The sequence below is a fragment of the Pseudoxanthobacter soli DSM 19599 genome (assembly GCF_900148505.1).
In the GTDB taxonomy this organism is placed as follows: domain Bacteria; phylum Pseudomonadota; class Alphaproteobacteria; order Rhizobiales; family Segnochrobactraceae; genus Pseudoxanthobacter; species Pseudoxanthobacter soli.
Window position 1 is genome coordinate 24,644 of record NZ_FRXO01000015.1, and the last position, 13,832, is coordinate 38,475.

At 68.9% G+C, this 13,832-nt stretch carries 13 protein-coding genes; 3 read left to right on the forward strand and 10 right to left on the reverse strand.

Annotation, left to right across the window (positions count from 1 at the left end; genetic code table 11):
• Window positions 1-47: 47 nt before the first annotated feature.
• Together BUF17_RS20905 and alr are read right to left on the reverse strand one after the other, a co-directional pair.
• Window positions 48-1,304, reverse strand: a complete 1,257-nt coding sequence (locus tag BUF17_RS20905; protein WP_073632422.1) for a D-amino acid dehydrogenase — start codon at window positions 1,302-1,304, stop codon at window positions 48-50.
• 78 nt (window positions 1,305-1,382) lie between these two features.
• The gene (gene alr, locus BUF17_RS20910) at window positions 1,383-2,525 is read right to left on the reverse strand and encodes an alanine racemase (RefSeq protein WP_073632423.1); all 1,143 of its coding nucleotides are present in this window, start codon (window positions 2,523-2,525) and stop codon (window positions 1,383-1,385) included.
• 261 nt (window positions 2,526-2,786) lie between these two features.
• On the opposite strand from alr, the gene BUF17_RS20915 reads away from it, so the two are divergent.
• A complete protein-coding gene (locus BUF17_RS20915; RefSeq protein ID WP_073632425.1) occupies window positions 2,787-3,254 on the forward strand; it encodes an Lrp/AsnC family transcriptional regulator in 468 nt (155 codons plus the stop codon).
• A gap of 61 nt (window positions 3,255-3,315) precedes the next feature.
• On the opposite strand, the gene BUF17_RS20920 is transcribed toward BUF17_RS20915, so the two are convergent.
• The 4 genes from BUF17_RS20920 to BUF17_RS20935 form a co-directional block, all read right to left on the reverse strand.
• On the reverse strand, window positions 3,316-3,612 hold the full coding sequence (locus BUF17_RS20920) for a hypothetical protein (RefSeq protein ID WP_073632545.1): 297 nt from the start codon (window positions 3,610-3,612) through the stop codon (window positions 3,316-3,318).
• Between the two features lie 139 nt (window positions 3,613-3,751).
• Window positions 3,752-3,856, reverse strand: a complete 105-nt coding sequence (gene cydX, locus BUF17_RS20925; RefSeq protein WP_073632427.1) for a cytochrome bd-I oxidase subunit CydX — start codon at window positions 3,854-3,856, stop codon at window positions 3,752-3,754.
• 17 nt (window positions 3,857-3,873) lie between these two features.
• Window positions 3,874-5,025, reverse strand: coding sequence for a cytochrome d ubiquinol oxidase subunit II (gene cydB / locus BUF17_RS20930; RefSeq protein WP_073632429.1), 1,152 nt, complete (start codon window positions 5,023-5,025; stop codon window positions 3,874-3,876).
• An 18-nt stretch (window positions 5,026-5,043) separates the two neighbouring features.
• The gene (locus tag BUF17_RS20935) at window positions 5,044-6,636 is read right to left on the reverse strand and encodes a cytochrome ubiquinol oxidase subunit I (protein WP_073632432.1); all 1,593 of its coding nucleotides are present in this window, start codon (window positions 6,634-6,636) and stop codon (window positions 5,044-5,046) included.
• 314 nt (window positions 6,637-6,950) lie between these two features.
• Between BUF17_RS20935 and cydD the strand changes: the two genes are divergently transcribed.
• Window positions 6,951-8,837, forward strand: coding sequence for a thiol reductant ABC exporter subunit CydD (gene cydD / locus BUF17_RS20940; RefSeq protein ID WP_084565060.1), 1,887 nt, complete (start codon window positions 6,951-6,953; stop codon window positions 8,835-8,837).
• Between the two features lie 11 nt (window positions 8,838-8,848).
• Entirely contained in the window at window positions 8,849-10,522 is a 1,674-nt protein-coding gene (gene cydC / locus BUF17_RS20945; protein WP_073632435.1) for a thiol reductant ABC exporter subunit CydC, read from the forward strand.
• A gap of 70 nt (window positions 10,523-10,592) precedes the next feature.
• Here cydC and BUF17_RS20950 read toward each other — a convergent pair whose 3' ends face one another.
• From BUF17_RS20950 to BUF17_RS20965, 4 genes are all read right to left on the reverse strand, one after another.
• A complete protein-coding gene (locus BUF17_RS20950; RefSeq protein ID WP_084565062.1) occupies window positions 10,593-11,612 on the reverse strand; it encodes an aldo/keto reductase in 1,020 nt (339 codons plus the stop codon).
• Window positions 11,613-11,757: 145 nt separating this feature from the next.
• A complete protein-coding gene (locus BUF17_RS20955; RefSeq protein WP_073632437.1) occupies window positions 11,758-12,246 on the reverse strand; it encodes a CYTH domain-containing protein in 489 nt (162 codons plus the stop codon).
• Between the two features lie 116 nt (window positions 12,247-12,362).
• Window positions 12,363-12,665, reverse strand: a complete 303-nt coding sequence (locus BUF17_RS20960) for a putative quinol monooxygenase (protein WP_073632439.1) — start codon at window positions 12,663-12,665, stop codon at window positions 12,363-12,365.
• Between the two features lie 70 nt (window positions 12,666-12,735).
• The gene (locus BUF17_RS20965) at window positions 12,736-13,752 is read right to left on the reverse strand and encodes an NADP-dependent oxidoreductase (protein ID WP_073632441.1); all 1,017 of its coding nucleotides are present in this window, start codon (window positions 13,750-13,752) and stop codon (window positions 12,736-12,738) included.
• Window positions 13,753-13,832: the final 80 nt, after the last annotated feature.

The window sequence follows — 13,832 nt, forward strand, 5'->3', positions numbered from 1 at the left end:
TATCTTGCGGCCCCGTAAATCCCACGATTGTTGCAGTGCGAAACCTTTCAGCGGCCGTAGCGCGAGATGGCGAGATCGTCCGCCGCGATCTCCGGCTTGCGGCCGGAAATCAGGTCGGCGATCACCTGCGCGGAGCCGCACGACATGGTCCAGCCGAGCGTGCCGTGGCCGGCATTGACATAGAGGTTCGGATAGCGCGTCGGGCCGACGATGGGGGTCGAATCCGGCGTCATCGGCCTGAGGCCCGTCCAGAAGAACTCGTCGGTCATGCGGCCGCCGGTCGGGAACAGGTCGTTGATGGAGAGTTCGAGCGTCTCGCGCCGTTCCTTGAGCAGCACGCGCTTGTAGCCGGAGAGTTCCGCCATGCCGCCGATGCGGATGCGGTCGCCGAGGCGCGTGATCGCCACCTTGTAGAGGTCGTCGAGCACGGTGGAGACCGGCGCGCCCTCCGGATCGACGATCGGCAGCGTCAGCGAATAGCCCTTCACGGGATAGATCGGCGCGTCGATGCCGAGCGGCCGCAGCAGTTGCGGCGCGAACGACGCGAGCGCGACCAGATAGGTGTCGCCGGTGATGGTGCCACCATCGGTCTCGATGCCGGTGATCCGGCCGCCGTCCGCGCGGATGCGGCGGATGGTGGTGTTGAAATGGAACTTCACGCCGAGCGCCTCGGCCATCGGCGCCAGCCGCTCGGTGAACATCTGGCAGTCGCCGGTCTCGTCGTTCGGCAGCCGCAGACCGCCGACGAAATCGGCGCGGGCGCGCGCGAGCGCCGGCTCGGCCGCGATGCAGCCCGCCCGGTCGAGCAGCTCATAGGGCACGCCGTACTGCCGGAGCACCGCGATGTCCTCGGCGGCGTGGTCGAGCTCCTGCTGGGTGCGGAACAATTGCAGGGTGCCGAGCTCGCGCTCGTCGTAATGGATGTTGGTCGCCTGCCGCAGCGCCTTGAGGCAGTCGCGGCTATATTCCGCCAGCGCCACCATGCGCCCCTTGTTCACGGCATAGGCCGTGTGGGTGCAGTTCATCAGCATCCGGAACAGCCACGCATACATGTGCGGGTCGAGCTGCGGGCGGATGACCAGCGGGCCATGCTTGTGGAACAGCCACTTCAGCGCCTTCTGCGGAATGCCCGGCGCCGCCCACGGCGAGGCATAGCCCGGCGAGACCTCGCCCGCATTGCCGAAGCTCGTCTCCATCGCCACGCCCGGCTGGCGGTCGACGACCTCGACCTCGTGCCCCGCCCGGGCGAGATAATAGGCGGACGTGACACCGACGACCCCCGCGCCGAGGACAACGACCTTCATGATCAAACTCCAGTCCAGAACGGGACGGCGCCCGTCCGGGCGCCGCGTTGCAATTATCCGACCAGTTCGCCACGCCGCTCAGCCGATATAGCGGCGGTGATAGCGCGAACCGAGGCCGGTGAGGATTTCGTAGCCGATGGTGTGGGCGGCGGCGGCCACGTCGTCGACCGACTGGTGCGGCCCGATGAGTTCCACCGGGGCGCCATCGAACAGCCGGCCGGGCGGCACCGCGGAGGCGTCGAGCGTCGCGGAATCCATCGAGATGCGCCCGACGAACGGCAGCGCGATCCCCTCGAAATAGGCCGACCCGGTGTTGGAATGGCTGCGCAGCCAGCCGTCCGCGTAGCCGACGGCGAGGGTCGCGATGCGCATCGGCCGGTCGGCGCGGAAGCTGTAGCCGTAGCCGACCGCGCATCCCGGCGCGATGTCGCGCACCTGGATGACCCGGCCGTCGAGCCGCACCACCGGCTTCATGGGATTCGGGAGGCCCGGAACCGGGGCCAGCCCGTAGAGCGCCGCACCCGGCCGCACCATGTCGAAATGATAGGCAGGGCCGAGATGGATGCCCGCCGAATTGGCGAAGCAGGCCGGCGCCGCGGGCAGCAGCCGGCGGCGGGCCTCGAACGCCGCGAGCTGCTCGGCATTGGCCGGATGCTCCGGCTCGTCGCCGCAGGCGAGATGGCTCATGACGGCCTTGAGTTCGATGCCGGCGAGCGTCGCAGGCGTGTCGGCCAGCGCCTCGATTTCCGCGAGCGGCAGGCCGAGCCGCGACATGCCGGTATCGATCTGAATGACGCCCGGCAGCGCCCGGCCGTGGCGGCGGGCATAGGCGGCCCAGGCCTCGACCTGCCGCAGGTCGTTCAGCACCGGCGTCACGCCCGCCTCGGCGCACTCGGCCTCGGCATCCGGCATCAGCCCGTTCAGCACATAGATCGCGGCGGACGAAGGCAGGTGGGGCCGCAACCGCAGCCCTTCCTCGAGATGGGCGACGAAGAAGTGCCGGCATCCGGCGGCGGCGAGCACCGGCGCCACACGGTCGGCGCCGAGGCCGTAGGCGTCCGCCTTCACGACGGCGGCGCAGGCCGCGCCGGACGCACGCGCCTGGAGGGCGAGATAATTGTCGCGGATCGCCGAAAGGTCGACGGTGAGCCACGCACCGGCATGTTCGGCGGTGGGCCACGGAATGGCGTTCGCCACGGCGACTTGCGACAGGGACACCATCCGACCTCTCCTCCGTGAAGCGCCTGCGACCCGGACCACGACGGCCGGGCCGAACGCATCGAAGCTTTTGAAACCAGACCCGATTTTCCCGCCGGCGGCCAACGCCCCGTCCGGTCGGCACCGTCGGAAACCCGAACGCCCGCATCCGTGCCAGCCACAAGGATGGCAGAAGGACGACGCAATTTCATTGCGATCTGCGCATGAAATTGCCATCTGCAAGATTATTTCCGCATATCATGCGGGAAAATGGAGGAAAGCTGCATGGCCGTGCTCGACGCCATCGACGAACGCATCATCGCGCTCTTGCGCAGCGACGGCCGGCTGAGCAACGCGCGGCTCGCCGAGGCGGTCGGGCTGTCGCAATCGGCCTGCCTCAGGCGGCTGCACGCGCTCGAAACGAGCGGCGTGATCCGCGGCTACACCGCCATCGTCGACCTGCCGGACGAGGCGGACGTCACCGTCGTCTATGTCCACATCACCCTCGACCGGCAGACCGAGGATTATCTCGACCGCTTCGAGGCCGGCGTGCGCCGCTGCCCGGACGTGCGGGAGTGCTACCTGATGACCGGCATCGCCGATTATGTGCTGAGGGTGGAGGCAGCGAGCGTCGCCGACTATGAGCGGGTTCACCGCGAGCAGCTTTCGCGCCTGCCCGGCATCGCGCGCATCCAGTCGAGCTTTACGATCCGCAGCGTCGTGCGCGCCGGCTCCGGCCCCGGCCGCCGCTGAGCCGCCCGTGAACTCGCTATCGATGAGAATGACGCGCTCAGACGCGGCTGATTGTGGCCGCTTACAACTGGCAGATTATGCGCCGGAACGGTTTCGCGTTGCGGACATAGCCATTCCGGGGCGCGTCGGATTTTTCGTCAAGCACGGCAGCAGAGTAGGCCTCGTCGAGGCGCATTGTCTTCCAACCGATACGCTCGTTGCTATTGCTGCCACCGCGTACCTGCCAGACGCTCATTGCGAGGTTGCCGGCAGTCGTCTCCCCAACGGTGTGAACCTCGACAACCCGAGAATAGCCATCGTAGCGCAACTCAAGGCACTTGCCGCTTCTCAACGCTGAACACGCCAACTCTGTCCACATGGCGAGCATCCTAAAGGTTGCCTCAGAGCAGAATACCCGATTCACGCGTGGCTCGCGAAGTATGTAACGCCCCAAAACGAAGGCACCCCGGAACGGCTGTTCCGGGGTGCCTGTGGTCAGACTGGGTGGCGAGGCGAAATCAGGCCTTGCCTTCGGTGTCGTTGCGCATCTCGTACCACATCGCGTTCAGGATCGCGAAGGAGCAGGCGAGCCCGAGGCCGAGGATCCAGGAGAAGTACCACATGGCTGCTTTGCTCCGTGTCAGTAGGCGTTGGGGTTGCGGTCGATGGTGGTGGTCGAGACCGTGCCGCGCATCACCCGGTAGACCCACGCGGTGTAGACCAGGATGATCGGCAGGAAGATCACGGTCGTGATCAGCATGATCCACAGCGTCAGGTGGCTCGACGAGGCGTCCCACACCGTCAGGCTGGCGTTCGGATCGACCGAAGACGGCAGCAGGAACGGGAACAGCGAGAGACCGGCCGTCGAGATGATGCCGAGGATGCCGACGGCCGAGCCGAGGAAGGCGAGCGGCCGGATGCGGGCGGCGAGGCAGAGCGCCGCGATCACGAAGCCGGCGAAGCCCAGCACCGGAGCGGTGATCATCCACGGATGGGCGGCATAGTTGGCGAGCCAGGTGCCGGTGTTGGCCGAGACCGTCTTGCCGAGCGGGTTCGAGGGCCCGAGCGGGTTCTGCACGCTCGTCACCACATAGGCGCCGAGGTGGTTGGCCACCCAGTAGCCGCCGACCGCGAACAGCACCACCGTCGCCAGCGCGGCGATGATGCCGTAGCTGCGCGCCCGCGCCGCCACGGTGCCGTCGGTCTTCCAGACCAGCAGCGTCGCGCCATGGGTGACGAGCATCGCCACGCTGACGAGACCGCCGAGCAGCGCGAACGGCGTAAGCAGGCCGAAGAACGTGCCGTGATAGGCCGGCCGCAGGGTCTCATCCAGCGAGAACGGCACGCCGAGCAGCACGTTGCCGACCGCGACGCCAAAGATCAGCGCCGGCACGAAGCCGCCGATGAACAGCGCCCAGTCCCACAGCGAGCGCCACGCCGGGTTCTCGATCTTGCCGCGGAACTTGAAGCCCACGGGCCGGAGGATGAGGGCGAGCAGGATCACCATCATCGCGAGATAGAAGCCCGAGAACGACACCGCGTAGAGCGCCGGCCAGGCGGCGAAGATCGCGCCGCCGCCGAGGATGAGCCACACCTGGTTGCCTTCCCACACCGGGCCGATGGTGTTGATCACCACCCGGCGTTCGTCGTCGGTCCTGCCGACGAACGGCAGCAGCGCCGCCGTTCCGAGATCGAAGCCGTCCATGATCGCGAACCCGATCAGGAGGACGCCGAGCAGAAGCCACCAGATGATCCGCAAGGTCTGGTAGTCGAGAGGAATGAGCTGGTCCATGGGATTGGTCCTTGCAGATCAGGAGCGGCTGGCGACCGCGCTGGCGGGCCTGAAGGCAGCCCCCGGCGCAATCGGCTCGTCCATGGGAAGGTGCAGCGGCTTCGGTCCGTGACCGATGGTCTTGATCATCAGCCAGACCTCGATGATCGCGAGCGTCGAGTAGATCGCCACGAACATCGTGAGGCTGAGGGCCAGATCGAGCACCGTCAGGCCCGAGGTCGCATAGAAGGTCGGCAGCACGCCTTCGATGATCCAGGGCTGGCGGCCATATTCGGCGATGAGCCAGCCGAATTCGATCGCGACCCACGGCAGCGGCAGGCTCCACAGCGCCACGTGCAGGAACAGGCGGTTTTCGCCGATCTTGTTGCGCGAGGCGATCCAGAACGCGACCGCGAAGAAGGCGATGAAGTAGAAGCCGAGCGCCACCATGGTGCGGAACGAGAAGAACAGCGCGATCACGTTCGGCACGGTGCTTTCGGCCGCCGCGGCGACCTGCTCGTCGGTCGCGTTCTCGATGTCCGGCCGGTACTGCTTGAGCAGGAGGCCGTAGCCGAGGCTGCGCCAGGTCTGGTCGAACTTGGCCCGCGCCTCAGCATCGGTCGGGTTCTTGCGGATGGTCTGCAGCGACTCGTAGGCCACCACGCCGTTGCGGATCTGACCGGCGGCACGCTCGACGAGATCGTTGATGCCGAGCAGCGGCGTCGTCAGCGAGCGGGTGGTCAGCAGGCCGAGCACGTAGGGGATGCGCACCTCGAAGGCGTTGGTGTGCGTCGCCTGGTCCGGGATGGTGAAGAGCTCGAAGCTCGCCGGCGCGGACTCGGTCTCCCACATCGCCTCCATGGCGGCGACCTTCATCTTCTGATGCTCGGTCGCGAGATAGCCGCTCTCGTCACCCAGCACGACCACCGACAGCGCGGAGGCAAGGCCGAAGCTCGCCGCGACCGCGATGGAGCGCTTGGCGAGCGCGGTGTGACGGTTGCGCAGGAGGTAGAACGCGCTGATCGACAGCACGAACATCGCGCCGGTGACGTAGCCGGCCGAAACGGTGTGCACGAACTTCGCCTGGGCGACCGGGTTGAACAGCACCGCGGCGAAGTCGGAGACTTCCATGCGCATGGTGTCGGGATTGAACACCGCGCCGGTCGGGTTCTGCATCCAGCCGTTGGCGATCAGGATCCAGAGGGCCGAGAAGTTGGCGCCGAAGGCGACCAGCCAGGTGACGACCAGATGGCCCACCTTGGAAAGCCGGTCCCAGCCGAAGAAGAACATGCCGACGAAGGTCGCTTCCAGGAAGAAGGCCATCAGGCCTTCGATGGCGAGCGGAGCGCCGAAGATGTCGCCGACATAGTGGCTGTAGAAAGACCAGTTCGTGCCGAACTGGAACTCCATGACGATGCCGGTGGCGACACCCATCGCGAAGTTGATGCCGAAGAGCGTGCCCCAGAACATCGTCATCTGCCGCCAGATCGGGCGGTTGGTCATGACGTAGACGCTCTCCATGATCGCCAGCATGAAGGAAAGGCCGAGCGTCAGGGGGACGAATAGAAAGTGATATAACGCGGTTGCCGCAAACTGCAGCCGCGAAAGATCGACGACGGTGAAATCGATCATCGGTCTTGCCTCGCTGGGTCCGGTCGCCGTGGTGCCCGCCGGCAGGCAGCGCCTGCGTGCCCCCACACAGAATACGGCCCTCTCCACTTGAGAGGACCTCCAGAGCGGACCTAACGCCCACGCCGCCCCGGGAACCTTGATCCGCGTCAAGGCACGCCGGGCGCCCCCATTCTTGAAGTTGGACGTATTGACGCGGGGCGGGAGAATGCGCGCGCCCGCCCGCCTACATTGCGCTTGAATGCAGCCCGTGCCCCGAAGCCGGAGCTGATGCCGGAGCTTTCGGGGTGAGACCGACCGACGGAAAAGGAATCGCCATGGCGCCGGGAAACGACAGGCCCGGAAACGGCAGAAGCGGCGCCGGAGCGGGGGCGGATGACGTCGGGCAGGCGCGCGAGCCGTCGCCGGTCGATTCGGCCGTGGGCGAGGCGGCGGAAGCCGCGGCGCTGCCGCGCAAGCCCGGCCGCGCCGAGTCGCGCTGGCTTCGCGGCCTGCAGGGCCATGCCCGCGGGCCGCTGATGATCGCCATCGCCGCGCCGCTCGTGGCCGGCGTGCTGGTCGTGTTCCAGGCCTTCCTGCTCGCCCACGTGCTGGACCGCGCGATCTCGGGACACGCCCCGGCCAGGGACCTTCTGCCCGGGGTGATCGCGTTCGCGCTGATCATCATCGGCCGCGGGCTGATCGGGCGCGTCGGCGAGGAGGCCGGGGCCGTGGCGGCGGAGCGCATCAAGGCGCTGCTGCGGCGATCCCTGTTCTCCCATCTGATGGCGGCGCCGCCGGCCTGGGTGCGCGGGCGCGCCTCCGGTGCCATGGCCTCGGTGCTGATGGAGCAGGTCGAGGCCATCGACGGCTTCTTCTCGCGCTTCCTGCCGGCGATGATCGCCGCCGCCGTGCTGCCGATCGCCTTTGCGGTGACGGTGATGCCGTTCGAACCCATCGCCGGGCTGCTGTTCTTCGTGTCCGCGCCGATGATCCCGCTGTTCATGGCGCTCGTCGGCTGGGGCGCGGAAGCCGCGAGCCGCCGTCACCTCAATGCGTTCGCCCGGCTTTCCGGCTTCTTCGCCGACCGGGTGCGCGGCATCGCCACGCTGAAGCTCTACGGCCGCGCCGAAGCGGAGGCCGACGCCGTGAAGGCCGCCAGCGACGACCTGCACCAGCGCACGCTGGCGGTGATGCGGATCGCGTTCCTGTCCTCGGCGGTGCTTGAATTCTTCGCCGCGCTCGGGGTGGCCGGCGTCGCGCTCTATATCGGCCTCACCTATCTCGATCTCATCAGCATCTGGTCGCTGCCGCTGACGCTGCAGATCGGCCTGTTCTGCCTGGTGATGGCACCGGAGGTCTATCTGCCGCTGCGGGTGCTGGCCGCGCATTATCACGACCGCGCCAACGCGCTCGCCGCCGTCAACGAGATCGGCGCGGCGTTCGATTCGCTGCCGGCGGTCGGAGCCGAACCCGAGAGCGCACCGGCCCCGGCCGCCGCCCGCCCGACGGCTGCGCTCGGCCTCGACATCGGCCGCCTGCGGCTTGCGACGCCGGACGACGCGCGGATGCTGCTCGACGGCGTCGACCTCGCCATCGCGCCCGGCGAGCACGTCGCGATCATCGGCGAAAGCGGCATCGGCAAGTCGACCCTGATCGAGGCGCTGTGCCGGCTGCGCGCGTTCGAGGGCGACATCCGCCTCGGCGGTCGCGCGCTCGCCGACATCGACGAGGCGGAACTGCGGGCGACGATGGCGGTGCTGGGCCAACGGCCGCATCTGTTCCGCGGCACCCTCGCGGACAATATCCGCCTCGGGCGGCGGGAGGCGGACGATGCCGCCGTCGCCGAGGCCGCGCGGCTCGCGGGCGTCTCCGCCTTCGCCGACAGCCTGCCGGACGGGCTCGCCACATTCGTCGGCGAACGCGGCCACGGCGTCTCGGGGGGCGAGGCCCAGCGGGTGGCGCTCGCGCGCCTCTTCCTGCGCGACCCCTCCGTGATCCTGCTCGACGAGCCGACCGCCCATCTCGACGGCGAGACGGAGCGGCGCGTTCTCGATGCCGTCGTGGCGTTCGCGCGGGGGCGCACCCTCGTGGTGGCGACGCATTCCCCGGCCGTCGCCCAGCGCATGGACCGCATCTTCCGCATCGCCGGCGGCGGCCTCCTGCCCGTTCCCCACCGCCGCGGCCGCCGCGACGGCACCGCCGCCGCCGACGGCCAGGCGTGAAGGAGACCCCGATGCACGCCCTCCTCGCCTTTCGCAAGCCGTTCGCCCGCCGAGCCGGCCGCCTCGCGCTCGCACTCGTTCTGGCGGCGGTCACGCTTGCCGCCGGCATCGGCCTGCTCGGTGTTTCCGGCTGGTTCATCACCGCCTGCGCGCTGGCCGGCGCCGGCTCGATGTTCAATTTTCTCGGCCCCTCCGCCATGGTGCGCGGCCTGTCGCTGCTGCGCATCGTGGCGCGCTACGGCGAGCGGCTGGTCGGCCATGACGCCACCCTCGGCCTGCTCGCCGACCTGCGCGCGTTCGTGTTCCGGGCGCTGATCCCGCTCGCCCCGTTCCTGACCCGCGGCCGCGACTGGACCTCCGGCGACATCGTCTCGCGGCTCACCGCCGATGTCGACGCGCTCGATACCCTGTTCCTGACGGCGATCACGCCGGCGCTGACGGTGCTGCTGCTCGGCCTCGCCGTCGCGGCGCTGATGGCGGGGGCGATTCCCGCGGCGGCACTGGTCGTCGCCTGCGGCGTGGTGATCGTCGCGATCGTGGTGCCGCTCGTGACGGTGCGGCGGGGCCGCAAGCCGGGCCGCGCGGTCGTCGCGGCGTCCGCCGAGGTGCGCGCCGCGGTGCTCGACGGGCTCGACGGCCACACCGACCTTGCCGCGCTCGGCGCGCTCGATGAGGCGCGGGAGCGCGTGCGCGCCGCCAGCGCCGCGCTCTCGGCCGCGCGGCTCGGCCAGATCCGGGCCGGTGCCGACGGCGCGCTCGCCGTGCAGGTGGTCGCCGGGGTGGTGCTGACGGGCGTGCTGTGGTTCGGCCTCACCGGCCTCGGTGCCGGCGAAGGGGCGCTGTCCGGGCCGGTCCTCGTCGGCTGGCTGCTCGCCGGCTTCGCGATCTTCGAGGCCGCCGGACCGGCCGCGCGCGGCGCGAGCCGCGTCGGCGCGGCGATGGCCGCCGCCGCACGCCTCGCCGCGCTGACGGAGGCGAAGCCGGTCGTGCGCGATCCGCAGCGCCCGGCCGCGCTTCCCGACGGCGCCATCGTGTTCGACGACGTGCGCTTCGCCTACGATCCCGCCCGCCCGGTGCTCGACGGCGTGTCGCTGACGGTATCCCCCGGCGAAAGGGTGGCGATCGTCGGGCCGAGCGGCATCGGCAAGTCGACCCTCGTCAACCTCCTGCTGCGCCTCGACGATCCGCAGGCTGGCGCGATCCGCATCGGCGGCGCCGACATCCGCGACGTCGCGCAGGCGGAGCTTCACCGCCGCATCGCGCTGATGTCGCAGGATACCCCGGTGTTTCTCGGCAGCGTGCGCGACAATCTGCTGATCGGCGATCCCGCGGCGGACGATGCCGCCTGCTTCCGCGCGCTCGCCGCCGCCCGGCTCGAGGGCTTCGTGCGCAGCCTGCCCTCGGGGCTCGATACCTGGCTCGGCGAAGCCGGCCGTACGCTTTCGGTCGGGCAGGCCCGCAGGCTCTGCCTCGCACGCGCGCTGCTGTCGCCGGCCCCGGTCATCGTGCTCGACGAGCCGACCTCGAGCCTCGACCACGAGACCGAAAGCGGCTTCCTCGCCGATCTCGCGACGGCGACGCAGGGCCGGACCGTGGTGATGGTGACGCACGCCCACCTGCCGCACGGCGCGGTCGACCGCGTGCTGAAGCTCGACGGCGGCAGGCTGCTGCCGGCCGCCGCCTGAAGTTTAGGAAGACTATCGAAAATCGCCCGGCCGGATCGCTTCACCCGGCCGGAAACACGCGCCCCGCCGTTCAGGCCGGGGTCGGGACGTCGGCACCGAGCAGTCCGTCGGACTTCAGGCGCTGCCAGAACGCGGCCGGGATCGGCGTCTCGAACCATGCGAGGTTCTGGCGGATGCGCTCGGGCTTGGCCATGCCGAGCACGACGCTCTTCACCGCCGGATGGCCGAAGGCGAACTGCACCGCCGCCGCCTGGATCGGGATGCCGAATGCGTCGCACACCGCGTTCAGCTTCAGCGTCTGCTCGATGATCTCGGCCGGTGCGTCGCCATAATCGAACTTGGCACCCGGCCGCGCGCCCTTGGCGAGAATGCCCGAATTGAACACGCCCACCGCCACGACATCGACATTGCGCTTGCTGGCTTCGGGCAGGAAATCGGCCAGCGCCTCCTGGTCGAGCAGCGAATAGCGGCCAGCCAGCATGACGATGTCGAGGTCGGCGTCGCGGATGAAGCTCGACGCCACTTCGGATTCGTTGACGCCGATGCCGATGGCGCCGACCTGGCCCGCGCGGCGCAGCTCGTCGAGCGCGCGATAGCAGCCCTCCACCGCGGTGCGATAGTTCAGGTCGAACGCCTCGCCCTGATTCCGGCGGTCGATGTCGTGGATATAGAGGATGTCGATGCGCGAGACGCCGAGGCGGGCGAACGACTGCTCCAGCGAGCGGAACGTCGCGTCGTAGCCGTAATCGATCACCGGCTTCAGCGGCAGCGGCGCGAAGTAGCCGGTGCCCTTGAACGCCTCGCCATAGGGCGGCACGAAATAGCGGCCGACCTTGGTGGAGAGCAGGAAGCTGTCGCGCGGCACCTGACGCAGGAAGCGGCCGACCCGGATTTCGCTGAGGCCGCTGCCATAGAGCGGCGCGGTGTCGAAGTAGCGGATGCCGGCGGCATAGGCCTCCTCCAGCGTCGCGTCCGCGACGGCCTCGGGAACCGCCTCGTAGAGATTGCCGATGCCGGCCGCGCCGTAGCCGATCCGAACGGACATCGGCTTGGCGGAAAGCGCGGAGGAAGCGGGCTTGGTGTCGGTCATCCGGAACGTTCCTCGATCAGGGAGCGACTCGACGGCATGGCCGAGCCGTTGAAGCGCGCGGATGCTATCGGCACGGTACTTAAACCGCAATGTACCGGCCGGCGATTTCCCGCCTCCGTTTCGTGAACGTGGCGCGGACGGCCGCTCAGCCGCCGGCCTTGTCCGTCTGCCACTCACGGAACGGATGCGTGACCAGATTGGAGTTCTGGTATCGCGGATCGCCGGTCACCTCGGTGCCGAGCCACGCCGGCATCTCGACGTGATCGTCGGGGTGGCGAAGCTCGATCTCCACCAGCACGAGCCCGGCATTGGCGCCGCCGAATTCGTCGACGGTCCACAGCGCGCCGTGGTGGACGACCTCGTGGCGGACCTTCTCGATCACCGGCTCGGAGGGGAAAAGCTCAAGCATCTGCTCGGCGTCCGCGCGCGGCACCTCGTATTCGAACTCGTGACGCACCCGGTCCGACACGGCGCCCTTGATGGTGATGAAAGCCTTGTCGCCGGCGATGCGGATGCGGGCGACCACCATCGGCGTGCGGACGAAATAGCCCTGCCGGATATCGACCGGGTTGCGCGCCTCCTTCCGCCAGGCATCGTCCTTGACGAGGAATTTCCGCTCGATCTCGAGGGCCATGGCGCCGCTGTCCGTTCCCGGTGGCATCAGCCAGATTGTGATCCGAAAAGCCACGCGAACGCCAGTCCGGCGAATGGTCGCGCACGGCGTTTCATCGTCCGTCTCGCTTCTCCCCCTCAATCCTCCATGACGGGCCGTCCATTGGTCGCGTCGTATTTGAGAATGTCCGCCCTCATCCGGTCCTGCCACCGGGCGACGAACTCACTTGTGTCGGACGCGTGCAGGTGTGCGGCCAGCGACGGCTGGTCCCGCCAGCGCTCGACGACGAGGAGGCGCGCGGCATCGCGATCGTCGACTGCGACGGCATAGAACTGGTTGCCGTCGCGCTGCCGGCTGCGGCGTGCGAGAGCCTCGATATCGGCGGTGAAGGCGTCCAGATCGCTTGGATCGACCTGAACATGGCCTGCGACGATCAGCATCGGGCGCTCCTTATGCCGGGGGAAATGGCCGTCATCGCTTCACTCATGGCGTGCCGCCTCGCGTTCCGCGTCACGCGACGGTGAGGACGATCTTGCCCTGGATGCCGCCGCGTGCGGCCCGCTCGTGCGCCCTCGCCGCCTCCGCCAGCGGAAAGGTGCTGTCGACGACGACGCGGACGGTGCCGTCCTCCAGCAGGCGGGCGGCTTCGGCGAGCTGCGCGCCGCTGGAGCGGACCTGGGTCGTCGATATCGTGATGCCGCGCTTTTCCGCCTCGTCGTGGCCGGCGAAGCCGAGCGGATAGACCGGCAGGAGGAAGCCACCGCGCTTCAGCGTGGCGAGGAAGCGGCCGGTCTCCGCGCCGCCCACCGTATCGAGCACGACATCCACGTCGCGCACGATCTCGTCCGCCGCGACCTGCGTGTAGTCGATGAACCGGTCCGCGCCGAGGTCGCGCATCAGCGCCTCGTTCTTGCCCGACGCGACGGCGATGACGCGCGCGCCCTTCCAGCGGGCGAGTTGCACGGCGAGATGGCCGACGCCGCCGCCCGCACCGTTGATCAGAACCGTTCTGCCGTCGAGCGGCGGGGGAACATGCGCCCGGGGCTGGAACGGGTTCGGCGCGTCGTGGCCGAGATCGATCAGGAACTGCCAGGCCGTGAGCAGCGACATCGGCGCGCCCGCCGCACGGACATGATCGATGCCGGCCGGCTTCCGCGCGAGGTCCGATGCCGGCACGGCGACATATTCGGCATAGGCCTTGTTGCCTTCCATGGCTTCGGCCGGGAAGCGCACCATCGCATAGACGTCGTCGCCGGGCGCGAAGCCTGCCACGCCCGGACCGACCGTCTCGACCACGCCGGACACGTCCGATCCCAGGATCAGCGGGAAGGCGGGAGAGGGCTGCCATTCGGGCGGAAGCGAGCGGTAGCCGTCGCGGAGATACCAGTCCGGCGGATTGAGGCCGGCCGCATGGGCGCGCACCAGAACCTCGCCCGGCGCGGGAACGGGACGCGGCGCATCCTCGTAGTGCAGCACCTCGGGGCCGCCGAAGGCGTGAAGCCGAACGGCCTTCATGCTGTTGGTCATTGCCTGCTCCATCGGAAGATCATCGTCCGGGAGATATGACCCGAGAGGCTGGATTTGATAATCGTGCCGGAACTCGCTTT

What these genes read in the sequence shown, in the direction of transcription:
- BUF17_RS20935 (WP_073632432.1), bottom strand. Translation starts at nt 6,636, where the DNA reads ATGATCGATTTCACCGTCGTCGATCTTTCGCGGCTGCAGTTTGCGGCA.
- cydC (WP_073632435.1), top strand. Translation starts at nt 8,849, where the DNA reads ATGCACGCCCTCCTCGCCTTTCGCAAGCCGTTCGCCCGCCGAGCCGGC.
- BUF17_RS20960 (WP_073632439.1), bottom strand. Translation starts at nt 12,665, where the DNA reads ATGCTGATCGTCGCAGGCCATGTTCAGGTCGATCCAAGCGATCTGGAC.
- BUF17_RS20965 (WP_073632441.1), bottom strand. Translation starts at nt 13,752, where the DNA reads ATGACCAACAGCATGAAGGCCGTTCGGCTTCACGCCTTCGGCGGCCCC.
- BUF17_RS20955 (WP_073632437.1), bottom strand. Translation starts at nt 12,246, where the DNA reads ATGGCCCTCGAGATCGAGCGGAAATTCCTCGTCAAGGACGATGCCTGG.
- cydB (WP_073632429.1), bottom strand. Translation starts at nt 5,025, where the DNA reads ATGGACCAGCTCATTCCTCTCGACTACCAGACCTTGCGGATCATCTGG.
- BUF17_RS20950 (WP_084565062.1), bottom strand. Translation starts at nt 11,612, where the DNA reads ATGACCGACACCAAGCCCGCTTCCTCCGCGCTTTCCGCCAAGCCGATG.
- cydX (WP_073632427.1), bottom strand. Translation starts at nt 3,856, where the DNA reads ATGTGGTACTTCTCCTGGATCCTCGGCCTCGGGCTCGCCTGCTCCTTC.
- cydD (WP_084565060.1), top strand. Translation starts at nt 6,951, where the DNA reads ATGGCGCCGGGAAACGACAGGCCCGGAAACGGCAGAAGCGGCGCCGGA.
- BUF17_RS20905 (WP_073632422.1), bottom strand. Translation starts at nt 1,304, where the DNA reads ATGAAGGTCGTTGTCCTCGGCGCGGGGGTCGTCGGTGTCACGTCCGCC.
- BUF17_RS20920 (WP_073632545.1), bottom strand. Translation starts at nt 3,612, where the DNA reads ATGTGGACAGAGTTGGCGTGTTCAGCGTTGAGAAGCGGCAAGTGCCTT.
- alr (WP_073632423.1), bottom strand. Translation starts at nt 2,525, where the DNA reads ATGGTGTCCCTGTCGCAAGTCGCCGTGGCGAACGCCATTCCGTGGCCC.
- BUF17_RS20915 (WP_073632425.1), top strand. Translation starts at nt 2,787, where the DNA reads ATGGCCGTGCTCGACGCCATCGACGAACGCATCATCGCGCTCTTGCGC.